General features: G+C 63.4%; 27 protein-coding genes. 12 read left to right on the forward strand and 15 right to left on the reverse strand.

Features of this window, described 5'->3' with window-relative positions; all coding sequences use genetic code 11:
• Positions 1-146: 146 nt before the first annotated feature.
• Entirely contained in the window at positions 147-746 is a 600-nt protein-coding gene (locus tag RA26_RS19465) for a hypothetical protein (protein WP_039186651.1), read from the reverse strand.
• A gap of 147 nt (positions 747-893) precedes the next feature.
• Positions 894-3,242, reverse strand: coding sequence for a DNA topoisomerase IV subunit A (locus RA26_RS19470; protein WP_039186653.1), 2,349 nt, complete (start codon positions 3,240-3,242; stop codon positions 894-896).
• 234 nt (positions 3,243-3,476) lie between these two features.
• Between RA26_RS19470 and RA26_RS19475 the strand changes: the two genes are divergently transcribed.
• The 6 genes from RA26_RS19475 to RA26_RS19500 all read left to right on the forward strand — a co-directional run bounded on the left by RA26_RS19475 (position 3,477) and on the right by RA26_RS19500 (position 7,874).
• Positions 3,477-4,175: an SH3 domain-containing protein gene (locus RA26_RS19475; protein WP_039186655.1), complete on the forward strand. Its 699-nt coding sequence runs from the start codon at positions 3,477-3,479 to the stop codon at positions 4,173-4,175.
• A gap of 36 nt (positions 4,176-4,211) precedes the next feature.
• Positions 4,212-5,042, forward strand: coding sequence for an SDR family NAD(P)-dependent oxidoreductase (locus tag RA26_RS19480; RefSeq protein WP_039186657.1), 831 nt, complete (start codon positions 4,212-4,214; stop codon positions 5,040-5,042).
• Positions 5,043-5,107: 65 nt separating this feature from the next.
• A complete protein-coding gene (locus tag RA26_RS19485; RefSeq protein WP_039186659.1) occupies positions 5,108-5,311 on the forward strand; it encodes a twin transmembrane helix small protein in 204 nt (67 codons plus the stop codon).
• Positions 5,312-5,317: 6 nt separating this feature from the next.
• Positions 5,318-5,890, forward strand: coding sequence for a cob(I)yrinic acid a,c-diamide adenosyltransferase (locus RA26_RS19490; protein WP_039186663.1), 573 nt, complete (start codon positions 5,318-5,320; stop codon positions 5,888-5,890).
• Between the two features lie 296 nt (positions 5,891-6,186).
• A complete protein-coding gene (locus tag RA26_RS19495; RefSeq protein ID WP_039186665.1) occupies positions 6,187-6,945 on the forward strand; it encodes an electron transfer flavoprotein subunit beta/FixA family protein in 759 nt (252 codons plus the stop codon).
• Positions 6,945-7,874: an electron transfer flavoprotein subunit alpha/FixB family protein gene (locus RA26_RS19500; protein WP_019296576.1), complete on the forward strand. Its 930-nt coding sequence runs from the start codon at positions 6,945-6,947 to the stop codon at positions 7,872-7,874. The genes RA26_RS19495 and RA26_RS19500 overlap by 1 nt, the downstream gene beginning before the upstream one ends.
• Positions 7,875-7,973: 99 nt before the next feature.
• Here the strand turns inward: RA26_RS19500 and RA26_RS19505 are convergent, their stop codons facing one another.
• Positions 7,974-8,795: a DUF6473 family protein gene (locus RA26_RS19505; RefSeq protein ID WP_039186666.1), complete on the reverse strand. Its 822-nt coding sequence runs from the start codon at positions 8,793-8,795 to the stop codon at positions 7,974-7,976.
• Positions 8,796-8,949: 154 nt separating this feature from the next.
• Between RA26_RS19505 and RA26_RS19510 the strand changes: the two genes are divergently transcribed.
• Complete coding sequence (locus tag RA26_RS19510; protein ID WP_039186669.1) at positions 8,950-9,825, forward strand: 3-hydroxybutyryl-CoA dehydrogenase; 876 nt, start codon at positions 8,950-8,952, stop codon at positions 9,823-9,825.
• Positions 9,826-9,896: 71 nt separating this feature from the next.
• Here the strand turns inward: RA26_RS19510 and RA26_RS19515 are convergent, their stop codons facing one another.
• From RA26_RS19515 to RA26_RS19545, 7 genes are read right to left on the reverse strand one after another with little or no spacing between them, the layout of a single operon-like run.
• Positions 9,897-10,793 (reverse strand): lysophospholipid acyltransferase family protein, encoded by an 897-nt coding sequence (locus RA26_RS19515; protein WP_039186671.1) that lies wholly within the window; start codon positions 10,791-10,793, stop codon positions 9,897-9,899.
• 34 nt (positions 10,794-10,827) lie between these two features.
• Positions 10,828-11,097, reverse strand: coding sequence for an HPr family phosphocarrier protein (locus RA26_RS19520; protein ID WP_019296580.1), 270 nt, complete (start codon positions 11,095-11,097; stop codon positions 10,828-10,830).
• Positions 11,098-11,505: a PTS sugar transporter subunit IIA gene (locus RA26_RS19525; RefSeq protein WP_039186673.1), complete on the reverse strand. Its 408-nt coding sequence runs from the start codon at positions 11,503-11,505 to the stop codon at positions 11,098-11,100.
• A 9-nt stretch (positions 11,506-11,514) separates the two neighbouring features.
• Entirely contained in the window at positions 11,515-12,393 is an 879-nt protein-coding gene (gene rapZ / locus RA26_RS19530) for an RNase adapter RapZ (RefSeq protein WP_039186675.1), read from the reverse strand.
• Positions 12,386-12,823, reverse strand: a complete 438-nt coding sequence (locus tag RA26_RS19535; protein WP_039186677.1) for an HPr kinase/phosphorylase — start codon at positions 12,821-12,823, stop codon at positions 12,386-12,388. Before RA26_RS19535 ends, rapZ begins: the two co-directional genes overlap by 8 nt.
• Before the next feature lie 14 nt (positions 12,824-12,837).
• Positions 12,838-14,544 carry a sensor histidine kinase gene (locus RA26_RS19540; protein WP_039186679.1) on the reverse strand — a complete coding sequence of 569 codons (1,707 nt, stop codon included), beginning with the start codon at positions 14,542-14,544 and terminating at the stop codon, positions 12,838-12,840.
• A gap of 50 nt (positions 14,545-14,594) precedes the next feature.
• A complete protein-coding gene (locus tag RA26_RS19545) occupies positions 14,595-15,299 on the reverse strand; it encodes a response regulator transcription factor (RefSeq protein ID WP_039186681.1) in 705 nt (234 codons plus the stop codon).
• 341 nt (positions 15,300-15,640) lie between these two features.
• Here RA26_RS19545 and RA26_RS19550 point away from each other — a divergent pair, with 341 nt between their 5' ends.
• Both RA26_RS19550 and RA26_RS19555 read left to right on the forward strand, forming a co-directional pair.
• Entirely contained in the window at positions 15,641-17,239 is a 1,599-nt protein-coding gene (locus RA26_RS19550; RefSeq protein WP_039186683.1) for a phosphoenolpyruvate carboxykinase, read from the forward strand.
• Positions 17,240-17,414: 175 nt separating this feature from the next.
• On the forward strand, positions 17,415-18,098 hold the full coding sequence (locus tag RA26_RS19555; RefSeq protein WP_039186685.1) for a methyl-accepting chemotaxis protein: 684 nt from the start codon (positions 17,415-17,417) through the stop codon (positions 18,096-18,098).
• Here RA26_RS19555 and dgt read toward each other — a convergent pair.
• The 3 genes from dgt to RA26_RS19570 form a co-directional block, all read right to left on the reverse strand.
• Positions 18,089-19,450: a dGTP triphosphohydrolase gene (gene dgt / locus RA26_RS19560; RefSeq protein WP_193747645.1), complete on the reverse strand. Its 1,362-nt coding sequence runs from the start codon at positions 19,448-19,450 to the stop codon at positions 18,089-18,091. The two genes, RA26_RS19555 and dgt, sit on opposite strands and share 10 nt — an antisense overlap.
• 63 nt (positions 19,451-19,513) lie before the next feature.
• The gene (locus RA26_RS19565; protein ID WP_039186687.1) at positions 19,514-20,410 is read right to left on the reverse strand and encodes a cation diffusion facilitator family transporter; all 897 of its coding nucleotides are present in this window, start codon (positions 20,408-20,410) and stop codon (positions 19,514-19,516) included.
• Positions 20,411-20,427: 17 nt separating this feature from the next.
• Positions 20,428-21,195, reverse strand: coding sequence for a sulfite exporter TauE/SafE family protein (locus RA26_RS19570; RefSeq protein WP_039186689.1), 768 nt, complete (start codon positions 21,193-21,195; stop codon positions 20,428-20,430).
• A 145-nt stretch (positions 21,196-21,340) separates the two neighbouring features.
• Between RA26_RS19570 and RA26_RS19575 the strand changes: the two genes are divergently transcribed.
• From RA26_RS19575 to RA26_RS19585, 3 genes are all read left to right on the forward strand, one after another.
• A complete protein-coding gene (locus RA26_RS19575) occupies positions 21,341-23,026 on the forward strand; it encodes an acyl-CoA dehydrogenase family protein (protein ID WP_039186690.1) in 1,686 nt (561 codons plus the stop codon).
• 174 nt (positions 23,027-23,200) lie between these two features.
• Entirely contained in the window at positions 23,201-23,884 is a 684-nt protein-coding gene (locus tag RA26_RS19580) for an SGNH/GDSL hydrolase family protein (RefSeq protein ID WP_039186693.1), read from the forward strand.
• Positions 23,885-24,043: 159 nt separating this feature from the next.
• On the forward strand, positions 24,044-24,436 hold the full coding sequence (locus RA26_RS19585) for an META domain-containing protein (RefSeq protein ID WP_039186695.1): 393 nt from the start codon (positions 24,044-24,046) through the stop codon (positions 24,434-24,436).
• Here RA26_RS19585 and recO read toward each other — a convergent pair.
• Together recO and RA26_RS19595 are read right to left on the reverse strand one after the other, a co-directional pair.
• Positions 24,420-25,145 (reverse strand): DNA repair protein RecO, encoded by a 726-nt coding sequence (recO, locus tag RA26_RS19590; RefSeq protein ID WP_039186698.1) that lies wholly within the window; start codon positions 25,143-25,145, stop codon positions 24,420-24,422. The two genes, RA26_RS19585 and recO, sit on opposite strands and share 17 nt — an antisense overlap.
• Before the next feature lie 69 nt (positions 25,146-25,214).
• Positions 25,215-25,544 carry a DUF1491 family protein gene (locus RA26_RS19595; RefSeq protein ID WP_039186701.1) on the reverse strand — a complete coding sequence of 110 codons (330 nt, stop codon included), beginning with the start codon at positions 25,542-25,544 and terminating at the stop codon, positions 25,215-25,217.
• Between the last annotated feature and the right edge of the window lie 20 nt (positions 25,545-25,564).

The raw sequence follows: 25,564 nt of genomic DNA on the forward strand, positions 1-25,564 counted from the left end.
TTCAAACTTTTCCTTAGCCATTGCTTAGGCGCCCTTTTGAAATGAGGGGTCGCTTGCCGACCCGGTTTCCTCTGCGCCGGCGGATTATTTGGTTTGCCGGCAAAAATCAACCCGTTCCTGCTTGACAGCAGCGGTTTTCACAAGCCTCAGCCAGCAGGTTGCGTCTCTGCCGCAGCCGTGTCCGTGCCGCTGGCGGATTCCGCCGCGGCGCGCGGGGCAAACCAGCCTTCTTTCTCATGCTGCTCAGCCATCCATTCCTCGACCTTGTCGGCGATATTGATGGCGAGACCCTGGATCTGCTCTTCCTTTGTGCGGGCATGGCCGGAACCCAGAACAGCGCTTTCGCCGGTCGTGCTTTCGAAGATTTCCATCTGGTGCTTCTTGGCCAGGAATTTCTTTTCTGCCACGTCATAGACAAAGACGTTCACCACCACCGCGCTTTTGGGGGAGAACAGCACCGGCACGCCAGGGGGCGCCAGCATGAAACCTTCGAGCGTCACCGCGACGTCGTACTCCTGAGCACCCTGGTAGCGGCGCAGGCGGGTGTTCAGCGCGTTTTCGATCGGCGCGGTCCATTCGCTGTGCTCGGCGTTGCGCGACAGCGGCCATTGCAGCGCCTTTTCCGTGTAGACGTGGGTCACGCGGGCCTGGAAGGCGCCCAGATCCTCCGGCGCCTCGTTCAGCTGGGTTTCGCCGCAGGCGGTGAGCAGGGCCAGCGCAGCCAGCGCGGCAGAAATGCGGATCATGGAAATCCCCCAAGAAAAAGTCGGTCCCGCCCAGATAGCCGGGGGCGGCGGGCGGGGTAAAGAGCCGGAAACAGCAACCCCCGCGCGGGTGGCGCGGGGGGCACAGGCAGGCGGCAGGTTTCTGCTGCCCTACTTGTTTCTGCTGCCCTACTTGAACTTGTAATTGCGCGGGAAGCCGTGCGGCGGACGCTTGCCCACCCCGGCGCGCTTGCCGAGCCACTGGGTGAGGTCGGCCTCGTGGCGGGTCTTGCCGCCGCCCCTTTCCCAGCGCAGGCCGTCATCCCAGTTGAAGGTGGTGATGTCCGAGAGGCCGCCGTCCAGTTCCAGCGAGCCCTGCTTGCCGCGGGCCATGTTGTATTTCTGCAGCCGCACGCCCTTGCCGCGGGTCAGTTCGGGCATTTCCTCGACCGCGAAGACCAGGAACTTGCCGTTCTCGGAGACGATGGCGACGTGGTCGCCCGCAACCGGAATGCAGATCTTGGCGCGCTCGTCGTCCTTGACGTTCAGCACCTGCTTGCCGCTGCGGGTCTGGGCGACGATTTCCTTTTCCGCGCAGATGAAGCCGTTGCCCGCGTCCGACGCGACCAGAAGGCGGCCTTCGGGGTTGTGGATCATCAGGTCGACGATCTCCGCCTCGTTCGGCAGATCGACCATCAGGCGCACCGGTTCGCCCATGCCGCGCCCGCCCGGAAGGTTGGAGGCGGACAGGGTGTAGAAACGGCCGTTGGAGCCGAAAACCAGCAGGCGGTCGGTGGTTTCCGCGTGGAAGATGAAACGCGGGCCGTCGCCATCCTTGAACTTGAGTTCCCGGTTCAGGTCGATGTGGCCGGTCATCGCCCGGATCCAGCCCATCTGGGAGCAGACCACGGTGATCGGCTCACGGTCGATCATCGCTTCCAGCGGCACGTCTTCCACTTCACCAGCCTCGGCAAACAACGTGCGGCGGGCGCCGCCTGCGTAATCCTTGCCGAACTGCTTCTTGGTTTCCTTCAGCTGCTCAGAGATGCGGGACCATTGCAGTTCTTCGGAGGCCAGCAGCTCGACCAGCCCGGCGCGCTCTTCGCGCAGGGCATCGCGTTCGCGGGTCAGTTCGATCTCTTCCAGCTTGCGCAAAGACCGCAGGCGCATGTTGAGGATCGCCTCGGCCTGCACCTCGGTCAGCTCGCCTGCGCCGGGGGCCGGGGTGACATACTCGGCCTCGGTGAAGGCGCGGGGATGGTCCTTGCTCCAGTCCTCGCGGATCAGGGCGGCCTTGGGATCCTCGTCATAGCGGATAATGTCGATCACCCGATCAAGGTTCAGGAAGGCAATGATGAAGCCTTCCAAGACCTCCAGCCGGTGGTCGATCTTTTCCATCCGGTGGCGCGAGCGGCGCTGCAGCACGTCGCGGCGGTGGTCGAGGAAGGCGCGCAGCACCTCTTTCATCGAGCAGACCTTGGGCGTCACGCCGTCGATCAGCACGTTCATGTTCAGGCTGAAGCGGATCTCCAGGTCCGAATTGCGGAACATCATGTTCATCAGAACCTCGGGGTCCACGTTCTTGGACTTGGGTTCCAGGATGATACGGATGTCGTCCGCCGATTCGTCGCGCACATCGGCGAGGATCGGCACCTTCTTGGTCTGGATCAACTCGGCGATCTTCTCGATCAGCTTGGATTTCTGGACCTGATAGGGGATCTCGGTGACGACGATCTGCCACTGGCCGCGGCCCAGGTCCTCGACCTCGTGCTTGCAGCGCAGGCGGAAGGAGCCGCGGCCGGTGCTGTAAGCCTTGGCGATGTTTTCCTTGGGCTCGACGATGATGCCACCGGTGGGGAAATCAGGGCCCGGCACATAGTTCAGGAGCGTGTCGTCGCGCGCGTCCGGCGTCTTGATCAGATGCAGGCAAGCGTCGATCAGCTCAGCAATGTTGTGGGGCGGGATGTTGGTCGCCATGCCCACCGCGATCCCCGCAGCGCCGTTTGCCAGGATGTTCGGGAAGGTCGCGGGCAGCACTGCCGGCTCAGTGAGGCGGCCGTCGTAGTTGTCGCGGAAATCGACCGAATCCTCGTTGAGGCCTTCCAGCATCGCCTCGGCCACGAAGGTCATCCGCGCCTCAGTGTAGCGCGAGGCCGCGGGGTTGTCGCCGTCGATGTTGCCGAAGTTGCCCTGGCCGTCGACCAGCGGGTAGCGGACGTTGAAATCCTGCGCCAGGCGCGCCATCGCGTCATAGATCGCGGCGTCGCCGTGGGGGTGGAAGTCGCCCATGGTGTCGCCGGAAATCTTGGCCGACTTCAGGAAGCCCCCGGTGGAGCTGAGGCGCAGGCGGTTCATCGCATAAAGGATGCGCCGGTGCACCGGCTTCAGCCCGTCACGCGCGTCAGGCAGCGCCCGGTGCATGATGGTGCTGAGCGCATAGGTCAGATAGCGCTCGCCAATGGCGCGGCGCAGCGGTTCCAGGATTTCACCCTGTTCAGGGGCAGACGGCATGTCGGGATCTTCTACCAGGTCGGTCATGCATCGGTGATACTGCCGCCGCCGGAATTGGTAAAGCGGGCGCGCGCGAAATTCGCGGGGATGCAGCGCCGCGCCAACGTTTTGGGGGAGAAGATTGCGGACTCTCCCCTGTTTCCCCGCCGTTAACTTGCCCTAGATAGAAGGGAACCAGGCAGCTGCGCCGTGCGTTTCTTTTTCAAACCAATGCTATTTCGTGCAGCCGCCATGTGTGGTGGTACTAGGGGGGACTGGGTTATGTCGCGATTTGTTTTAGTTTCTTTCGCTTTTCTGGGCTGGGGATTTTATGAGCTCAGCGGAGGTGCGGACTTCGAGCCGCGCAACCAGCGCTCTGACGCGCTGGAGATTGCCAAGGCCGCATTTGCTGCGCCGGAGGAGACTCGCCAGGGCAGCCGCAGCAGCAGCGCCAGCGAGGATGCCAAGTCCCTGATCAGAAATGTGACTTTCCGTCCGGCCGGCAGACTGCAGGAGGCGGAACGGCCTGTGCGCCCTGCCGCTGATCCGCAACTGCGGTCGCGGGTGGCGCTGCGGCAGATCACCCAGGCACGGCTGGCGATCGGCGACAGCACCAGTGTTTTCCCGGCGGTGGCGGACGAGGGTGCGCCGCTTCAGCTGGCGTCGCTGGAGGGCGGTCTTGCCGCGCTGCAGCAGGCCTCTGCCGCGGCAGACGCGCAGAACGATTCGCCGGAACCGGCGGGTGCCGCGCTGGCAGAGCCGCAGCCCGCACCGGAACCGGACATCCGCCAGATCAGGGCCTCCCGCGTGAACATGCGGCAGGGGCCGGGCACCAATTACCCGGTGATTACCCGCCTCCTGGGCGGGGATGAGGTGATCGTGTTCGAGGACAGCGGCACCGGCTGGCTGCATCTGCGCGCACCCGGCAAGGGCAAGGTCGGCTGGATTGCCGCTTCCCTGGTGAGCAAGAAACGCCCATAACTGGTCCCGGAAAACTCCGGGCAGAGGGGCAATCTCTTGAAGAAAACGATTCTGATTACGGGCTGTTCCTCCGGGATCGGCCTGGATGCGGCCCGCGGCATGCGGGAGCGCGGCTGGCGGGTGTTTGCCTCCTGCCGGCAGCAGCGCGACTGTGACCGGATGCGGGCCGAGGGATTCGAGAGCCCGCGCATCGATTACACTGATCCAGAAAGCATCACCGCTGGCCTGGCCGAGGTACTGGAGGCCACTGGCGGCACGCTGGATGCGCTGTTCAACAACGGCGCCCACGGGTTGCCCGGCGCGGTGGAAGATCTGCCGACGGACGGCTTGCGCTCCATCTTTGAGGCGAATTTCTTTGGCTGGCATGAGCTGACCCGGCAGGTGATTCCGGTGATGCGCAGTCAAGGCCACGGGCGGATCGTGCAGAACTCCTCGATCCTGGGGTTTGTGACCTTTCCCTGGCGCGGCGCCTATGTGGCGACGAAATACGCGCTGGAGGGGCTGACGGATACGCTGCGGGTGGAGCTGCAGGGGACCGGCATCCACATGGTGCTGATCGAGCCGGGGCCGGTGACGTCAAAGATCCGCGAAAAATCGATCCCGCATTTCGAGCGCTTCATCGACTGGCAGGCATCGCCGCTGCGTGAGCTTTATGAATCGCGGCTGCTGAAGCGGCTTTATGAAAGCAGCGGCCCGGACCGGTTCGAACTGCCTGCCTCTGCCGTCACCGCCAAGCTGGCCCATGCCTGCGAATCCCGGCGGCCGCGGCCGCGCTACTACGTCACCACCCCCACCCATATTGCGGGCTTTCTGCGGCGCATCCTGCCGACCCGGGCAATTGACCGCATCCTTGTCAGGCTTGGATAGGGTCGCCATCCGCATCTGCGCGGGTTAGATGGGGTGCAACGGAATAAACGCGCTTGGGGGACAGGATGTTCGATCCGCTGTATTATCTGGCACTGGCAGCCGTGGCGGCTGTGGTTGTGGCGCTGGTCATCGGCATTGGCGGCTTTGGCAAGGGCGGCGAGTTCAACCGCCGCAATGCAAACAAGATGATGCGGCTGCGCATCCTGTTTCAATTCATTGCGGTGGTGCTGGTGCTGACTTACGTCTACCTGCGCAACCAGGGAGGATAAGAGGCGATGGTCGTTCTGAACAAGATTTACACCCGCACCGGCGACAAGGGCGAGACCGCGCTGGGGAACGGCGAGCGGGTGGCCAAGCATTCGGCGCGGGTCAATGCCTATGGCACCTCGGATGAGCTGAACTCCTTTGTCGGCGTCGCGCGGCTGGAAGCCGACGGCGAGATGGATGCCGCCCTAGCGCGCATTCAGAATGACCTGTTCGATCTGGGTGCCGACCTGTGCCGGCCCGAGATGGAGAAGGACGCCGAAGCCGAATACCCGCCGCTGCGGGTTGCCGTGGCGCAGGTCGAGCGGCTGGAGGCTGAGATCGACGTCATGAACAAGGATCTGGAGGCGCTGCGCAGTTTCATCCTGCCGGGCGGATCCAAGCTGGCGGCGCATCTGCATGTCTGCCGCACTGTGGCGCGGCGCGCCGAGCGGCTGGCCACCGACCTCAGCACCGCCGAGGACGTGAACCCGGCGGCAGTGAAATACCTGAACCGCCTTTCCGACTGGTTCTTTGTTGCCGCCCGCACCGCCAACAATGGCGGCAAGGACGACGTTCTGTGGGTGCCCGGCGCCAACCGCTGAGGCCGCCTGCCCCGGTTTAACCCGCTCTGATTCGCCCTTTGGCGCCGGATTTTTGCGAATCCGGCGCCAAACGCGTCATCTGCGGCAACAGCCCCCTGCCGTTGCGGCAGGCGGATTTCCCACCGGAAACATTCTTGCAAAAATGATGTTCCAAATGAGCAAACGCGACGTCGGCGTGCGCTAACGTGACGATTTTGCCCTGTTGCAGGCGCACACCAGCCGGTATCAACGCTGCGAGAGCATAGAGGGGGAGTCGCCCTGGGGCGGCTTGCCGTTTGTTAAGGAGAGAACGCAAAATGAAGGTACTCGTGCCTGTCAAACGCGTGATTGACTACAACGTGAAGGTCCGCGTCAAAGCGGACGGCAGCGGTGTCGATCTCGCCAACGTGAAAATGTCGATGAACCCCTTCGACGAAATCGCTGTCGAAGAAGCCATCCGCCTGAAAGAAGCCGGCAAGGCTGATGAGGTGGTTGCGGTTTCCATCGGCGTCAAGCAGGCCCAGGAAACCCTGCGCACCGCCCTGGCGATGGGTGCGGACCGCGCCATCCTGGTGGTTGCTGCCGACGACGTGCACACCGACATCGAGCCGCTGGCCGTTGCGAAAATCCTGGCCAAAGTGGTCGAGGAAGAGCAGCCGGGCGTGGTGCTCTGCGGCAAGCAGGCCATCGACAACGACATGAACGCAACCGGCCAGATGCTGTCGGCGCTGCTGGGCTGGTCCCAGGGCACCTTTGCCTCTGAACTGGACATCGAAGGCGGCAACGCCAAGGTGACCCGTGAGGTTGACGGCGGCCTGCAGACCATTTCCGTGAAGATGCCCGCCATCATCACAGTGGACCTGCGCCTGAACGAGCCGCGCTATGCGTCGCTGCCGAACATCATGAAGGCGAAGAAGAAGCCGCTGGACGAGAAAACCGCCGCCGACTACGGCGTCGACGTTACGCCGCGCCTGGAAATCGTCAAGACCGAAGAGCCGCCGGCACGCGCCGCAGGCATCATCGTCGGCTCCGTCGACGAGCTGGTTGAGAAACTCAAAGAAGCGGGGGCTGTGTAATGGCTGTTCTTCTCCTTGCTGAAGTGACCGACGGCGCACTGGCGCTGGACGCGACCGCAAAAGCCGTTGCCGCTGCCTCCAAGCTGGGCGACGTGACCGTTCTGGCCGCTGGCGCCTCTGCTGCCGCAGCCGGCGAAGAAGCTGCCAAGATCGCAGGCGTTGCCAAGGTTCTGGTTGCTGAGGACGCATCTCTGGGCCACCGTCTGGCGGAGCCGACCGCAGCATTGATCGCAGGCCTGGCGTCCGACTATGAGCACATCGTTGCTCCGGCCACCACCGACGCCAAGAACGTTCTGCCGCGCGTTGCTGCGCTGCTGGACGTGATGGTGATCTCGGACGTGTCCGGCGTTGTCGACGGCAACACCTTCGAGCGCCCGATCTATGCCGGCAACGCGATCCAGACCGTGAAGTCCAGCGACGCCAAGAAAGTCGTCTCCTTCCGCACCGCGTCGTTCGACGCAGCTGGCGAAGGCGGCTCGGCATCGGTTGAGACCATCTCGGCTGCTGCAAACCCGGGCCTGTCCGAGTGGGTCGAAGACAAGGTTGCCGCAAGCGACCGTCCCGAGCTGACCTCGGCCGGCATCGTTGTCTCCGGCGGCCGCGGCGTTGGCTCCGAGGAAGACTTCAAACTGATCGAGAACCTGGCCGACAAGCTGGGTGCCGCAGTTGGCGCATCGCGCGCGGCTGTCGACTCGGGCTATGCCCCGAACGACTGGCAGGTGGGTCAGACCGGCAAGGTTGTAGCACCGGACCTGTATGTCGCTGTCGGCATCTCCGGCGCCATTCAGCACCTGGCCGGCATGAAGGACTCCAAGGTCATCGTGGCGATCAACAAGGACGAAGAAGCACCGATCTTCCAGGTTGCGGACTTTGGCCTGGTTGCCGACCTGTTCGAAGCCGTCCCGGCCCTGACCGAGAAACTGGGCTGAGCCCAGCCGGACAGCTGACCAATAGGAAGGCCCGCCATTTGGCGGGCCTTTTTTCCGTTCTGAGGGTGCGGGCCTATTGTGGGCCGGGGCGGTTGCCGCTCAGATGCGCAACAGCGGTTCCAGGTCGCAGGCCAGGGCTTCTGCGATTTTCATGTGCTCCTTGGGGCCGATCATGTGCCGCGCGGCCGGCAGCTCCATCGGGCCGAAGATCATGCCGGAGATATCCTGCGCTGCGGCGGCGGAGGCGGCCTTGATTTCCAGGATACCCTGCACCTTGGGGCGCAGCACCTCAGCCATGGCACGGTCGACCAGAACCGGCTCCTCCGGGAAGCCGGCTTCGGCGTCGAGCGCATAGCGCAGCCACAACAGCAGGACGCGCCCGTCCAGCTCCTCCACCAGCCGGGTCATCCGGTCGACCCAGCTGCGCTGCAGCTGTTCGCGCACCTGCTCAAACCGCTGGACCGAGATGTCGCGCAGGGAGCAAAGCAGGTGCTTGTTGAAGTGGAATTCGGTGAAGTCGATTTCGGGGTACAGGGTCTTGAGCGCGGGCTGGGCTGCCAGAAACCGGTCGTTGCGGCGCGGATGCACGCGGTAATAGGGATTGGAAATGTTCTGCGCACCCAGCATCTGCACCACGGTCAGCCGGGCGTTGCGGGCCACCCCGATCAGAGTGTCATCCTGCGCAAAGCTGTCCAGGCCCGCATTCACGCTGCCCAGGTTAACGCAATCCATGCCCAGCCGGGCCTGCAGCGACGCCACAAACGGAAATTCAACGAATCGCCCATAGACTTCGGTTCCGCCCAGAAAAGCGACATACGGATCCTTCAGGGACCTTTGCGGCCCCCGCACCAGCAGTCTGGATTGACCATATCTGACTGGTTCCCCCGCAAGCCCCCCCGGGCTTTTGAGTTCATAGCTCATAAGTACCACCAATTTTTCACCCGAGACTCACCTTGGCGGGCAACCATTGCAATTTCCCTAAAGTGAGAATTTGCCTCAAATCCGGGCAAGCTGCCCTTGTGCCTGCCCGCGCCCGGCCAGTATGGTTGCCGCAGCTATTTCAGGAGCCTGAGGCATGGAAATTCAGAAGGTTGGAGTGATCGGCGCGGGTCAGATGGGCAACGGGATTGCCCATGTCATGGCGCTGGCCGGGTACGATGTCGTGCTGAATGACGTCAGCCAGCAGGCGCTGGACGGCGCGCTGAGCCTGATTCACAAGAACATGGAGCGCCAGGCCAGTAAGGGCAAGGTTTCCGAGGCTGATGTGAAGGCGGCGCTCGCGCGCATCGTGCCGTCGCTGAAGCTGGCAGACGTGGGCGCAACCGATCTGGTGATCGAGGCGGCGACCGAGCGGGAAACCGTGAAGCAGGCCATTTTCGAGGACCTGCAGCCGCATCTGCAGCCGCATACGATCCTGACCTCAAACACCTCCTCGATCTCGATCACCCGGCTGGCCAGCCGCACCGACCGGCCTGAGCGGTTCATGGGCTTCCATTTCATGAACCCGGTTCCGGTGATGCAGCTGGTGGAGCTGATCCGCGGCATCGCCACCGATGAGCCGACCTTCAAGGCGTGCCAGGACGTGGTGGCGCGGCTTGGCAAAACCTCCGCCAGCGCAGAGGATTTCCCGGCCTTCATCGTCAACCGCATCCTGATGCCGATGATCAACGAGGCGGTTTATACGCTGTATGAGGGCGTTGGATCGGTGAAGTCGATCGATGAATCGATGAAACTGGGCGCCAACCACCCGATGGGGCCGCTGGAGCTGGCGGATTTCATTGGTCTGGACACCTGTTTGGCGATCATGAATGTGCTGCACGACGGGCTGGCTGACACCAAATACCGCCCCTGCCCGCTCTTGACCAAATACGTCGAGGCCGGCTGGCTGGGCCGCAAAACCCAGCGCGGGTTCTATGACTACCGCGGCGAGGTGCCGGTCCCGACCCGGTAGTCAGCCTGGACTGAACAAGAAAGCGCCCCCGCGGGGCGCTTTTTCGTTTCCAGCGGTATGATCAGGCGGGCTCAGCCCTGCTTGCCGAGGCTCAGGGTGTGCTCGCGCAGCCAGGCCATGAAACCGCGCGGATCGGTTTGCAGCTGCGCCATCTGCTCGTCGGTCAGCGGCTTGCCGACCACCGGTGCCTGCGGCTTGTTGCAGGAGCGGACGATTTCATGCAGCAGCAGGCCCTGGCGCAGGATCGGGGAGATCTGGCAGGCGATCTGGTACCAGCGCGAGTTCGAGCCGGGATAAAAGATCGGCACCACCCGGGCTCCTGAGCGGCGGATCAGCTGGGCGGTGAAGACGTTCCATTCGCGCTCGACCGCAGGGCCAAACCAGCTGTCGGACGACATCACCACACCCGAAGGGAACAGGGCCACGGCGCCGCCCTCCTTGAGGTAGGCCATGGTTTTGGCCCGCATATCGACCATCTTACGCTGTGCTTCGGGGTCATGCGGGAAGGGCACCGGGATCATGAAGGAGGTCGCGGCCTCATCCAGGCCGGTCAGCACCGAACGGGTCAGAATGCGGTAGTCGGTGCGGCGGCGGCCGATCAGGTCGGCAAAGATCATGCCGTCCACCATCCCGTGCGGATGGTTGGCGACAATCACCACCGGGCCGTCTGCAGGAATGTTGTCGATCTGCTCCTGCGGGGTCTGCAGGTCGATGCCCATGGTGTTGAGCGCGCCGCGCCAGAACTTCTGGCCGCGGTATTCTGCGTTGTTCTTCTCGAACTTGTTGACCATGCGCAGGATCGTCAACTTGCCGGTCAGCCATTCGATGGTCTTGATCGCCAGCGAGGTCCAGCGGTCGTCAAAGGAGTTGGCATACGTCAGCGTGCGGCGGTCATAGACCTCGCCCGTTGTCTGCTCAGCGGTGTCCGGCGCGATGCCGGTCTTCCTGTCTTGTGCGGTGTCCGCCAATGTGCTTCTTCCCGTTCCGCCGCCGGCGCGGGGCCTAGTAGCCCTCGCCGAACTTGTCGGCCACCAGAGCCTCCAGCGCATGCGCAAGCGCGTCAGCATCGGGCCCCGAAGTCTCGACGTCAATAGTCGTTCCTTTCGAGGCTGCCAACATCAAAAGGCCCATAATACTGTCGCCGGAGGCCGACATTCCGTCCTTCAGCACCTCTGCCGTGGCGTCAAACGCTTCGACCACCTCCACCAGTTTGGCGGAGGCGCGGGCGTGCAGCCCTTTTTCATTGATGATTTTCAGCGTCTTCAGAGCCATTTAATGTGCCTGCTCCCCGTCAGGGTTTACGTTCTGGGCGTTTATGTATTTACGCCCGGCCTCCATCGCCTGCCGTACCGCATCGGCAACCGGAAGGTGGCGGGATTTTGCCAGTTTGATCAGCATCGGAAGGTTGGCGCCGTAAAGGATCCGGCGGTCCGCGGGTGCGCAGGCCTTGAGGCTGAGGTTGGAGGGCGAGCCGCCGAAGAGGTCGGTTACCACCACAACGCCGCCGCCGCTGTCCACCTTGTTGGCCGCCGCGCAGATCTCGTCCTGCTTGGCGGCGCGGTCATCCTCCGGGCCGATGGCGATGGCCATCAGGCTGGGCTGCGGACCCACAACGTGTTCCACCGCGGCAAGGTATTCCCTTGCCAGTCCGCCATGCGCTACGATCACTATCCCGATCAACCCGGCCTCTCACTTCTTTTGCTGGCCTTGCAGCTCGCGGTGTCTAATTGACACTTGCAGGCCGTCCTCTGCAAGGGCCTTGGCCAGGGTTTCCGCCATTGTGACCGACCGGTGCTGGCCGCCGGTGCAGCCGAAGGCGATGGAGAGATGCGATTTCCCCTCTTCCCGGTAGGCCGGCAGCAGCAGCCGCGTGAGGTCCAGCACTCGGTCGAAGAACGGCTGGAACCGGAGGTCGGCGCGGACATATTCCTGCACCGCCGGATCCTGGCCATTGAGCGCCCGCAGGCCGGGATCCCAATAGGGATTGGCCAGGAAGCGGCAGTCGAACACCATGTCGATCCCGTGCGGCATGCCGCGCTTGTAGGAGAAGCTTTGCACCGACAGCGCCAGCGTGCGCCCGCCCGGGGCAAACCAGCGCTCGATCTCGGCCTTCAGCTGGTGGACGTTCATGTCCGAGGTCTCAAGCAGGATGTCAGCCCGGTCGCGGATCGGCGCCATCAGGTCCAATTCGCGGCGCACCCCCTCGCCCGGGGATTCCGCCGGTGCCAGCGGGTGGCGGCGGCGGGTTTCAGAATAGCGGCGCAGGAGCACGTCCGGGTGGGCGTCGAGGTAGAGCACGGTCAGTTCCAGCTCGCGGCGGCCGGACAGCATGTCGATCACATCCAAGAGCGCGCGCGGCGAGAAGTCCCGGTTGCGGCTGTCCAGCCCCAGCGCCATCGGGCGCGGTGCGGCCGCGGCGTCGAACAGGCCCGGCAGCAGCCGCAGCGGCAGGTTGTCGATCGCCTCGAACCCGAGATCCTCCAGCACATTGATCGCGGTGGTGCGGCCCGCACCGGAGGGGCCGGTGACCAGCACCGCCGGGACCGCCTTTTGGTTCTGTTCAGGCATCCGGGTCCAGCGCCCCGCATCTGAGGTATTGCATCAGCGCCGGGGCAAAATGGGCACCATCAACCCGTTTCACACGCGCCACCTCCTGCCCAAGAAGCAGGGTGGTGTGGCGCACCGGCAGGCGCTCAGTCTCCGCCTCGTCCAGGTCCACCAACGCCGTCACCGGTACCGGGCTGCGGATCTGCGCCTGCAGTAGACCCATGTAGCGGGCCTCTATCAAGCCGCGGATCGGCTCCGGCGCGCTAGCGACAAGTTCCCCGTCCAGAAGCTGCACCAGCACCCGGTCGTCGGCCACCAGCTGGGCGCCGAAAGCCATCAGCTGCAGCGCCAGCGCGGATTTGCCCTGGCCGGAGGTGCCGGTGATCAAAAGCCCCCGTCCCTCCAGCGCAACGCAGGAGGCATGCAGGATGAGGCTTTGTGTTTCAGACATGGGCTAAACCGGCTTCAGACAGGCAAGCCTACCACAAATCGCGCGCCAAGCGGCTCAGAAGTGACGTCCGCCTCGGTCGGACGGATGTTTTCAGCCCAGATTACGCCGCCATGTGCCTCGACGATCTGCTTGGAGATCGCCAGGCCAAGGCCGGAGTTATTGCCGAAATGCTCCACCGGGCGCTGCGAGTAGAAGCGTTTGAAGATCTTGGAAAGTGCCTGATCGGGGATGCCGGGGCCGGTGTCTTCGACAACAATCAGCACCCGGTTGGCGCGCCGGCGCGCCCAGACGCGGATGGCGTCGCCTTCCTCGCAGAAGGAGATCGCGTTGGTGATCAGGTTGACAAAGACCTGAGCCAGACGCGCCTCCAGACCCTGCAGCAGAACCGGCTGGGCAGGCAGATCGGTGATGTAGTCGATGCCCTTGGCGCGGGCGTCCTCGCCCAGGTACTGATTGAGGTTGCCGAGCATGGCCAGAAGGTCGAACTCTTCCTCTTCCTCCTTGACCAGTTCAGCATCCAGACGCGAAGCGTTGGAGATGTCGCTGACCAGCCGGTCAAGGCGGCGCACGTCGTGTTCGATCACCTCCAGCAGCTTTTGCCGCTGGTCGTCGCGTTTGACCATGCGCAGGGTGCCAACCGCGGATTGCAGGCTGGCGAGCGGGTTCTTGATCTCATGCGCCACATCCGCGGCGAACTGTTCGTTGCTGTCAATACGGGAGTAGAGCGCCTTGACCATGCCGCGCAGGGCCCGGCTGAGGCGGCCGATCTCATCGGGGCGGGCGGACAGGTCCGGGATCCGGATCCGGCCCGGGTTGGATTTACGGCTGCCGCGGTCGCGGCCCAGTTCAGCGGCCTCTGCCAGATCAGCCAGCGGATTCGCGATGGTCGAGGCCAGCACCAGGCTGAGGCCGACAGAGACCAGGAGCGCCACGATGAACATCTGCAGCACCCGCTCCTGCTCGCTGCGCACAAGCGCGTCCACCTCGCCGGTGGGCGACGCCAGGGCGATCACCCCCACGGCGGTGCCATTATGCATGATCGGCGTGGCAGCGGAGATCACCCGGCTGCCGCTGGTGTCCACCACGGTTTCAACGCCGGTGCCGCCGTTCATCGCCCGGTCCACCAGCCCGCCGAGACGATCCTCCAGCGCCGGGCCGGAAACCGCCGCCTGCTGCTCGGCCCCGCCGGCAAGCCCCCAAAGCCTGGACAGCGCATCGCTGATCAGGGTGCGGCGCTCGCCGCTGTCATTCAAGACGTTCAGCGCGTCGCTGCGGTCTACGCCCTTGATGCTGGAAATCAGATTGCCGGTGGTGTCGAAGACAAAGGCCTCAACGCCGCCGCGCAGGCTGAGACGAGCCAGCGTGTCCTCGACCTGAATGCCGTCACCAGCGGCAAAGCTGACGGCACCTGCGGCAGGCATCTCTGCCTCGAACACGTCGGCGGCCAGCATCGCCTCGGACACCAGGGCGCCAGCGCGCTGCTGCACGAGGCTGTGGCGCGTGGAATTCAGGTACAGGATGCCCGCAACCATGATGGTCAGCGCGATCAGGTTGAAGGTGATGATCCTGCGGGTCAGCGGCGAACCCTTGAGCGGCAGGAACCCGCGGCGGGCACGCTTGACCTGCATCTCCCGCGTGACCGACTGGTCCGGGGTGACCCAGTCCTCGCCCAAGACCACATCGCCATCCTGCTGGCGTTGCATAACACTGGTATCGCGCATCCGCGCCACTCCCCTGGCCGGGGGCACAAGGCCCCGCTTGGATAGGCCGCTTATTCTTCGTTGTACCGGTAACCGATACCATAGAGGGTTTCGATCGCCGCGAAATCCGAATCCGCGCTGCGCATCTTCTTGCGCAGGCGTTTGATGTGGCTGTCGATGGTGCGGTCGTCCACATAAACCTGGTCATCATAGGCGACATCCATCAGTTGGTCGCGGCTTTTGACGAAGCCGGGCCGCTGGGCCAGCGCCTGCAGCAGCAGGAATTCGGTCACCGTCAGCGAGACGTCCTTGCCCTTCCAGCTGACCGCGTGGCGCAGCGGATCCATCCGCAGATTGCCGCGTTCCATCACCTTTGCCTCCGGCGAAGCGGTGCCCTCGGCGTCGCTGCTGATTGCTTCCTGCCGGCGCAGCAGCGCCCGGATGCGTTCCACCAGCAGGCGCTGCGAAAACGGCTTCTTGACGTAGTCGTCGGCGCCCATACGCAGGCCCAGAACCTCGTCGATCTCATCATCCTTGGAGGTGAGGAAGATCACCGGCATCTGGGATTTTTGGCGCAGCCGCTGCAGCAGGTCCATGCCATCCATGCGCGGCATCTTGATATCCAGCACCGCCATATCCGGAAGCTTCTTATTGAAAGCATCCAGAGCGGCCTGGCCGTCATTATAAGTTTCGACCTCAAAGCCCTCGGCCTCAAGCGTCATGGAAACGGATGTCAGGATGTTCCTGTCATCGTCAACCAAAGCAATCTTCGACATCGGAATTGCCCCTAATCTGCTCTGTTATGTTTTGTTTTTACCATGTTCATCGCCGTTCTGGTGCGCCGAATCAATCCCATTTGAAGAATCGGGACGATCTTTGGACACAATTGGGGCAAAAATACCTTAGCGTTCGCTGAACAGACGGGCACTTGCCGCGGTGCAGAACAATGGTTGCGCTAAACATCGCCTTGATGGCGCTAACTGGTTGAAACCGGCCTGTTCACCGCCCAAAACGCCATGTTAAGACCGCGCCACCGGCAGCGATGCCGTTTCTATTGCCCCACTGGCGCAGCCGCGCAGCCTGCGTGCCGCCCGCGCCGCCACAGGAGAAAAAACGCATGACATCTGGACGGGTTAACCCGCAATTCCGCCTCGAGGATCAGGGCATCGAGGGTCTGGGCAATGTCTATTACAACTTCATGGAGCCTGCGCTGATTGAAGCTGCGCTGAAGCGCGGCGAAGGCACGCTGGGCAATGGCGGCGCCTTCCTGGTCACCACCGGCAAATTCACCGGCCGTTCGCCTAAGGATAAACATGTCGTGAAAACCGACAGCGTGCGCGACACCATCTGGTGGGACAACAACGCCGCGATGAGCGCCGAGGGCTTCGATGCGCTCTATGCCGACATGCTGGAGCACATGAAGGGCAAGGACTACTACGTCCAGGACCTGGTGGGCGGTGCCGACCCGGCGCATGCGATCAACGTCCGCATGGTCACCGAGCTGGCCTGGCACAACCTGTTCATCCGCACCATGCTGCGCCGTCCCGACCGTGAAGACCTGGATGATTTCATCGCCGATTTCACTGTCATCAACTGCCCGAGCTTCCAGGCCGACCCCAAGAAGCACGACTGCCGTTCCGAGACCATCATCGCGATGAACTTCGACAAGAAGATGATCCTGATCGGCGGCACCGAATACGCGGGCGAAAACAAGAAATCGGTGTTCACCCTGCTGAACTACCTGCTGCCGGAAAAAGGCATCATGCCGATGCACTGCTCCGCCAACCACGCCAAGGGCAACCCGGTGGACACCGCCGTGTTCTTTGGCCTGTCGGGCACCGGCAAGACCACCCTCTCCGCGGACCCGGACCGCGTCCTGATCGGCGACGACGAGCACGGCTGGGCCGACAACGGCACCTTCAACTTTGAAGGCGGCTGCTATGCCAAGACCATCAACCTGAATGCCGAGGCAGAGCCGGAAATCTACGCCACCACCTCCAAGTTCGGCACCGTGATCGAAAACATGGTGTTCGACCCGGAGACAAAGGAGCTGGATTTCAACGACGACAGCCTGACCGCCAACATGCGCTGTGCCTACCCGCTGCATTACATCTCCAATGCATCGTCCAGCGCCCGCGGCGGCCACCCGAAGAACATCATCATGCTGACCTGCGATGCCTTCGGCGTACTGCCTCCGATCGCACGGCTGACCCCGGCGCAGGCGATGTACCACTTCCTGTCCGGTTTCACCTCCAAGGTGGCAGGCACCGAGCGCGGCGTGACCGAGCCGGAGCCGACCTTCTCCACCTGCTTTGGCGCGCCGTTCATGCCGCGCCGCCCGGAGGTTTACGGCAACCTGCTGCGCGAGAAGATCGCCCAGCACGGCGCCACCTGCTGGCTGGTGAACACCGGCTGGACCGGCGGCGCCTATGGCACCGGCTCGCGCATGCCGATCAAGGCAACCCGCGCGCTGCTGACTGCTGCGCTGGACGGCTCGCTGGCAGACGCAGATTTCCGCAAGGACGCGAACTTCGGCTTTGACGTGCCGGTCAACGTGCCGGGCGTGCCGGAACTGCTGCTGGATCCGCGCCGCACCTGGGACGACAAGTCGGCCTATGACGCGCAGGCGGCCAAGCTGGTGCAGATGTTCTCTGACAACTTTGAGCAGTACCTGCCGTTCATCGATGAGGACGTGAAGGCCGCAGCCATCGGCTGATGCTTCGCAAATTCCTCTGAGTAAAGAAAACCCCGGCCTTCCGCCGGGGTTTTTCATTTGGGGAAATAAAATTTCACAGAAACCTTTTCTTAACCCTTTCCTCCGCAAATTTTCCGCAATCACAGCTTTGCGGCTGTTCAATCCAGATTTGCGCCACATCCAGGGAGGGGCGAGAATGAGCAACGAGGCATTGACGGTCTTCAACAGCATTTTCAGTTCCGGCAGCGCCTTTGTGTACCGCTGTGCCAATGACGAAAATTTCACGATGCAGTTCATGGCCGGGCAGGTCGAGAAGCTGTGCGGATGCCCGAAATCGGACATACTTGGAAATTCGAAAGTGTCATATGTCGGCCTAACCCATGCCGATGACATTGACCGCGTCTTTGCCGACGTGGACGCAGCTATCGAAGCCGGAGAAAATTGGGACGTTGCCTACCGGCTGCAGCGGCCTGACGGCTCAGCCGCATGGGTCCGCGAGCGTGGCAACGCAGTCTACGACGACAGTGGCGAGATGGTATTTCTGGAAGGGCTGGTGGTGGATGCCTCGGCCGAAGTCAGCTTGCGCAAGGAGCTGGAAGTCACCCTGCAGAAGACAGAAGCAGACAATGCCGAAATCCTGAAACTGGCAGAGAACATCCTGCGGTCGGTGCAGAAGCTTTCGATCCTGGCGATCAACGCGGGGATCGAGGCGGCGCGGGCAGGTAAGGCCGGCCACGGGTTTGCCTTTTTGGCACGTGAAATCAAAGCACTGGCAGACGAGAACAACGCCTGGGCAAACCGGATCACCGATCAGATGGCGGGCCGCGACAGCGCGGCCCGGGAAAAGATCATGCGCCCGGAGGAAGGGGATCAGGCCTGAAGGCTCCCGGAAACCATGTCCCGGACCTTGACCGCATAGCGGTCGGTCATGCCGGAGACAAAATCCGCCAGCGAATGCATGGCGGTATATGGGTCCTCCACCCCGCGCAGGTCGAGGTCCACTGCGCGGATCAGCTGCGCCCAGTGAGAGTGCTCCTTGGCCAGCACCGCCTGATCCCAGCCGCAGGCGGCAAGATCGGTGTAAAGCTCATGGAAGTGGCCGAGGATGCGGTGCAGCACCTGGCGGCCCGCGACCTCCAGCTCTGTCTTGCGGCGCGCGGCAAAGATGCGTTCCACCGACAGACGCTGCAGTTCGGCAAAGGCGTCTGCCTTGGATGAAGCGCCGATCAGGTCGCCGTCGAACTCGCCGCTCATGATGGCGTCGTAATTGTCGAGGAATGCCTGCACCGCGGCGCTGGTAGCGGCGCCGATGGAAAGCGCCCGCAGGAGCGCAACGCGTTCGCCCAACGGCATTGCAGCGTCTTCCTCGCGGTTGGGTTTGCCGGTGATGTCTTCCAGCACTGCAGCCACATCACCGCGATCTAGATCGCCCACCGCGCCTGCGTCCTCGATATCCATGATCCGGTAGCAGATGTCGTCTGCGGCCTCGACCAGGAAGGCGAGCGGGTGGCGGCGGTACCAGCCTGCGCTTTCGCGGATCATGCCGGTGGCGCTGCAGATTTCATCGAGCAGCGCGGTGTCAGCGGCAAAGACGCCGAATTTCTTAAGGCCTGCATAAGGCGCCGGGCCATCGCCGCAAACCGCATCGCGCACCTGGCGGGTGCAGGGGTATTTCAGGAAAGCGCCGAGCGTCGCGTAGCTGAGCCGCATGCCGCCCTCGCGCCGGGCCATTTCCAGCCGCCCGGCGATGCGCAGCCCCTGGGCGTTGCCCTCGAAATGCGCGAACTCGGCCTGGCGGTCTGCCGGGATCTGGGCGGCGAGCCCTGCGCCTGCCTTGAACTGCGCGGCGAACCAGCCGCCGATGCTGTCTTCGCCGGAATGGCCAAAGGGCGGGTTGCCGATGTCGTGGAGCAGGCAGGCGGATTGCACATGGCCGGCAATGCGCAAGACCTGTTCCGGGTTGATGCGTCCTTCCTTCAGCAAAGCCTGGCCGACGCCCGCGCCAAGCGAGCGCCCGACGCTGCAAGCCTCCATGCTGTGGATCATCCGGTGATGCACATGGTCATGGCTGTAGAGCGGATGCACCTGGGTTTTCTGTGCCAGCCGCCGGAACGGCTCAGAGAACAGAATGCGGTCATAGTCCTGCAAATAGGCCTCGCGCCCCGGGGCCTCGGGATACTCCGGCCGGCACAGCCGCCCCGGGTTCAGCAGCCTGTTCCACTCCATCGCCATGTGCCTGCTCCTTTGCCTGTCTGAAGGCGGTTAAACGGGAGGCGGCAGGGAATTGCAAACGCTTCAGTGCGGTTTGATCCCCGCAGGCTCCAGCTTGTGCTCCGGCTCCACGTGAATCACCACTTGCGCCTCCGGCAAGGCGTCCCGGAGGGCAATCTCGATCAGGTCGCAGATGCCATGCGAGGCCCGCACCGTCATGGCGCCGTCCACCACCAAATGAAACTCGATAAACAGCGCGCGGCCTGCCCGGCGGGTCTTGAGGCCATGCACCTGCAGCGCGCCTGCCGCCATGCGTTGGATGACAGCCTCGATTTTCCGGCGCTCCTCTTCCGGTGCGGCTGTGTCCATCAGGCCGTTCACAGAGGCGGCGATCACCAGCCAGCCTTCGCGCAGGATGTTGACGCCGACCAGCAGAGCCAGCAGCGGGTCCAGCACCGCCCAGCCGGTGGCCAGCGCCAGCACCAGCCCGGCCAGCACACCGGCAGAGGTCCAGACGTCGCTCATCAGGTGGCGTCCGCCGGCCGACAGCGCCGGTGATTTCAACCGCCCGCCTGCGCGCAGCAGCACCCGCGCCCAGGCCAGGTTCACCAGCATCGCCATACCGTTGACCACCATGCCGGCAGCCCCCCAGCTAGGATCGCCTGCGCGGGTCAGCGCGCTGAAAGCCTCATGCAGGATCACCAGGGCCGCAATCACGATCAGGATGCCCTCGATCACGGCTGAAAAGTATTCGGCCTTGTGGTGGCCGTAGGGGTGGCCTGCGTCCGGAGGCCGCTGGGCATAGCGCACCGCGAACCAGGCCATCACCGCGCCGCCGATGTTCACCAGCGATTCCAGCGCATCCGACAAGAGCGCAATGGAGCCGGTCATCCGCCAGGCGGCCACCTTCAGCGCCATCACTGCCAAAGCGATAAGGATGGAGCCGGTTGCAAGTTGTTCTGCGCTGAACCTTTGCTGCATGGTGCCCTGCCCGCCCGCTACATCAGCACGCCGCGGCGCAGCAGGTTCAAACCGGCGATCAGCAGCACCACCAGCGTCGCACGGCGGAACAGCACCTGATCGATCCGGTCATGCAACTGACCGCCGATCCACATGCCCGCCACCGCCGGCACGATCAGCGCCAGCGAAAAGGGCGCTGTCTCAACCCGGATCACGCCGGAGCCGATGTGGGCCACCAGCAGCGCCACTGCGCCAAGGCCGTAGATCACCCCCTGCACCCGGATCTGTTCGCTTTTCTCAGTGTTCAGAGCGGTCAGGTAAGCCACGGTTGGCGGTCCCCAGACACCGGACACACCGCCGATCAAGCCCGCAATGCCCCCCACCATCGCTTCGCTGCGGCGGGAGGGATTGGCGATGGTGAATGTCTTGCCCATCAGCTGGATGCAGGCAAAGACGGTAACTGGCAGGCCAATCACCAGCAGCAGCGCCTGCTGCGGAAGCAGCCGCACCATCTGGGCGCTGAGCAGCAGGCAGATCAGGCCGATCAGCAGAAATACGTGGAACTTGCGGATCGATGCCATGGCCGCCGCAGGCCCCTGCCGCAGGGCTTGCATTCCGTTTGTCACCAGGGTGGGCAGGATAAGCCCGGCCAGCGCCAGGTCCGGCGCCAGGAACATGCTGAGGCCGGAGATGAAGATCATCGGCATGGCAAAGCCCACCAGGCCTTTGACCGTGCCCGCCAGCAGCGCGATGCCAAAGGCCGCTGCCAGCTCAGCCGGGGAAAGAAGCGAAAACAATGCGGTCATCCTTCCGCTCTACCACATCCGCAGCGTGCTGCACGGGCAAAATCAACACGCAAGATTTGATCCAAATGACGCACCCGTGAGTATTTTTGTTGCGCTGCACCTGCAAAATGATTTACCACCGGGCGACCGAAGAAGGATCTGATTCATGGCCCACGACGGACAGGACTTGCATATGAAACCGACTCTCATTCCCGACCTGCTGGCGCTGACCGGCGCCGCGCTGGAACCGCTGGACCAGCTGCTTGAGGCCGCGCGCGCCTCCGTCAAGGACATGGTGAGCAGCGACGGCCGTGTGTCCGGAAAGCTGATCGAGGAAAACCAAGTGGCAGCGCACGGGCTTTCGTGGCTTGCCACTTATGTCTACTCGCTGCGCCAGATGCAGAAATGGGCCGAGAGGCTGCAGGCTGAAGGCAAGTTCGGCGAGATGGAGCAGCTGCTGCACCAGATCGGCTTTGGCGAATACCTGTGGCAGGTCTATGGCGGCATCCAGATGAACCAGGGCGAGATCACCCGCCTGCAGGACCTGGGCCTGTCGCAGGATGCACAGCGTGCCCTTATGGTGCCGGCGGTGATGACGCTCTGCGAGCAGGGCAACAGCCAGGCCGCCCGCTCCCGTCTGGTGGAGTTGATGGAGGAACAGGCTGGTTCCACCATGTTCGGCGCCTCCGGCCTGGAGGAAGAGCTGGAAATGATCCGCGACCAGTTCCGCCGCTATGCGGTGGAGAAGGTCGAGCCGAATGCCCATGACTGGCACCTGAAGGATGAGCTGATCCCGATGGAAGTCATAGAGGAACTGGCGGAGATGGGCGTCTTCGGGCTGACCATCCCGGAGGAATACGGCGGGTTCGGCCTGTCCAAGGCCTCCATGGTGGTGGTCTCCGAAGAACTGTCGCGCGGCTATATCGGTGTTGGTTCGCTGGGCACCCGCTCTGAGATTGCGGCGGAGCTGATCCTCTGCGGCGGCACCGAAGAGCAGAAGGCCAACTGGCTGCCGAAACTGGCCAGCGCAGAGATCCTGCCCACTGCCGTGTTCACCGAGCCGAACACCGGTTCCGACCTCGGCTCTTTGCGGACCCGCGCGGTCAAGGACGAGAACGGCGATTACAAGATCACCGGCAACAAGACCTGGATCACCCACGCCGCCCGCACCCATGTGATGACGCTGCTGGCGCGCACCGATCCGAACACCACCGACCACCGCGGGTTGTCGATGTTCCTGGCGGAAAAGACCCCGGGCACCGACGAGGCCCCCTTCCCCACCCCTGGTATGACCGGCGGCGAGATCGAGGTGCTGGGCTACCGCGGCATGAAGGAATACGAGCTGGGCTTCGACAAATTCCACGTGAAGCAGGAAAACCTGCTAGGCGGCGAGGAAAACAAGGGCTTCAAGCAACTGATGGAGACCTTTGAATCGGCCCGCATTCAGACCGCGGCCCGTGCCATCGGCGTGGCGCAGTCGGCGCTGGATATTGCCATGCAGTATGCGCAGGAGCGCAAGCAGTTCGGCAAGTCGCTGATCAATTTCCCGCGGGTCTCCGGCAAGCTGGCGATGATGGCGGTGGAGATCATGATCGCCCGGCAGCTGACCTACTTCTCAGCCTGTGAAAAGGACCACGGCCACCGCTGCGACCTGGAAGCAGGGATGGCCAAGCTCCTGGGCGCGCGGGTCGCCTGGGCAGCGGCCGACAACGGTTTGCAGATCCACGGTGGCAACGGTTTTGCGATGGAATATAAGATCTCCCGCGTGCTGTGCGATGCCCGCATCCTGAACATCTTTGAAGGCGCTGCCGAAATCCAGGCGCAGGTGATCGCCCGCCGCCTGCTGGGCTGACTGCCGCCAGAGACCACCGCAGGGGAGCAATCCCCTTCTTGCCCGGCGTTCGCGCCGGGCTTTTTTCCGACCGGAACCGCGTTTCCTGCGTCCTGCCTGCAACCGCTGCGCAGAAAAAATCTGTTTCCGAAACTGGTTATTCGATCCTTAACGAATCGTAGTTAACAATGGCGCATGTCTCTCCTTCGCTGCCTCCTTCTGCCCTTGCTGTTCCTGCTGTCCGCCTGCGGCGATACGGTGCAATCCGACCAGCCGTCCCGCATTCTGGCAATGGGGGATTCCCTTCTCGCCTGGCACAGCCTGGCAGGCAAATCCATTTCAGACACGGTGTCGCGGGAACTTCAGGAACCGGTGGTGGACCGTTCGGTCTCTGCTGCGCGGATACTTTACAAGCTGCCAATATCCGGTGCTGCCGGGATGAACATCGGCAAACAGTACACACCCGGCGAGTGGGACTGGGTGATCGTGAACGGCGGCGGCAACGACTTGTGGCTGGGCTGCGGCTGCTTTGCCTGCGACCGCAAAATGGACAAGCTGATCTCGGCTGACGGGCTTGATGGGGCGATCCCCTCAATGCTGACAAAGCTGCGCGCAACCGGGGCCAAGGTAATCTACGTCGGCTATCTCCGCAGCCCCGGGGTGGGGTCATTGATCGAGCATTGCCGGGACGAAGGCAACGAACTGGAAGCCCGCATCGGCCGTCTGGCGGAGCAGGACGAAGGTATCTTCTTTTTGTCGAACAAGGACATGGTTCCCTACGGCGACCGCTCTTACCACGCAGCCGACATGATCCACCCGTCGATCAAAGCCAGCGGCGAAATCGGCCGCAAGGTCGCAGAGATCATCCGAGAGAACTGAAGACGGCGGCTTCCGCGCCCCGGTGCAGTGCCGGATCCGATGGGCGTAAAGCATTTTCAAAGCCGCTGCGGCGGGCGGGAGCCCCGCTTCCGGCTACAGTCTTGCGCTGTCCCCCGCTGCCATCCAAAGTGACTTGAGAAACGACTGCCGGAGGACTTCATGCTGCGTGTTGTTCTAATCACTTCCCTGCTGCTGCCAAGCGCCTGCACAGGCGATGAAACCCTGTCGGCCTATGGCGCCGCGGGCACGGAATGGCAGTTGCAAAGCATTGACGGCAGCGCCTTTGCCGCCAAGGCTATCCTGACCTTTCCGGAACCAGGCAAGATCGCTGGTCAGGCGCCTTGCAACAGGTTTCTGGGCAGCCAGACCGCGCCCTACCCCTGGTTCGAAACCGGCCCGCTGGCGGTGACGCGCATGGCCTGCCCGGAGCTGGAAGCAGAGGACGCATTCCTGAAAGCGCTGCAGAAGATGACGCTGGCAGAGGTTTCAGGCGATGTTCTGATCCTCAGCAATGAGGCCGGGCGCGAAATGCTGTTCAAAGCCGGCGGCTGAGCAGATCCAGCAGCCGGGCCCGCGCCTCTGGCGGCGGGTGATTGCCCAGCGACGGGGCCAGGTGCGCCTCCAGGAAATGCCCGGTCGTGCGCAGGGCCTGAACGATTTCAGCATCCCCTGCATCACCTAGGCCCAGCATCACCGGCGGCAGCGGCAGCAGACGGTCCGCCCACTCGCCCGCGCCTTCACGTGAAACAGCTCGGCCCGTTTTCGGTGAGACATAGGCCAGTCCGAAACGGCTGCCGGTCACAGTGCAGGCCGACAGATCCAGTCCAAAGCCCATATCCTCCAGCAGCGCCATCTCCCAGCGCAGGTAAGCAAATGGCCAGAGATCTTCGTTGCCCAAAAAGTCCAGCAGCTGTTCACTGCGGGTGTAAAGACCGGCGTGCGGTTCGCGCTCCGGCAGGCAGAAGGACAACAGCGCGGTGACTGTGTTCAGCCCAGCCAGCGCCAGCCGGCCGGATAGCGCCGCGGCTGCGCGGCTGCGCAAGGGTTCGGCGTGATAGCTGCCCAAGTGATCCTCCAGCCGCGCCCGCCAGGTCACGTCCAGCTGCGCACCGGGCTGAAGGATCGGAGCCATCCGGCGGCTGGCACCTCCGCGCACCACGCCCGCGTGGCGGCCGTGCTGTTCGGTGAAGACGTCGATGATGGCCGAGCTTTCGCCGTGGGGTCGCACCGAAAGCAATATGCCGTGATCACGCCATTCCAAATGCGGGCCTCCCTGTCCTGCGGTCCGCCCTACCAGAGCGCATTGCCGGACGGGCTGCAAGCGGCAGGGTCATTCCAGGCCGGGTTCGTCCAGCAGGTGGCGGCCCTGCCGGTCCTCGACCTCGATCACCCAGAGATCGGGGTCGAAGCTACGCTGCCGGCTTATTGAAGCATCTACGTCCATTTCGGCGCCAGCGGCCAGCTCATCCCATTTGCGGTTGCCGCTCATCAGGTCATAGGTACGGTGAAAGGCGCGGGCCTGGCCGTCGAGCGTGTTGAGCTTGACCAGCACCGCCCCGGCAGTGTCGTCGCCGTGCGACGTGATGAAGGCCGGGATGTCCTGAAACCGCAGACGGGCCAGATAGGCATCGACCCAGAAGCGGGCGGTGAGGCGTGTCATGCCGTGACTCCGCCGGTCTT

Source organism: Leisingera sp. ANG-M7 (assembly GCF_000813965.1).
In the GTDB taxonomy this organism is placed as follows: domain Bacteria; phylum Pseudomonadota; class Alphaproteobacteria; order Rhodobacterales; family Rhodobacteraceae; genus Leisingera.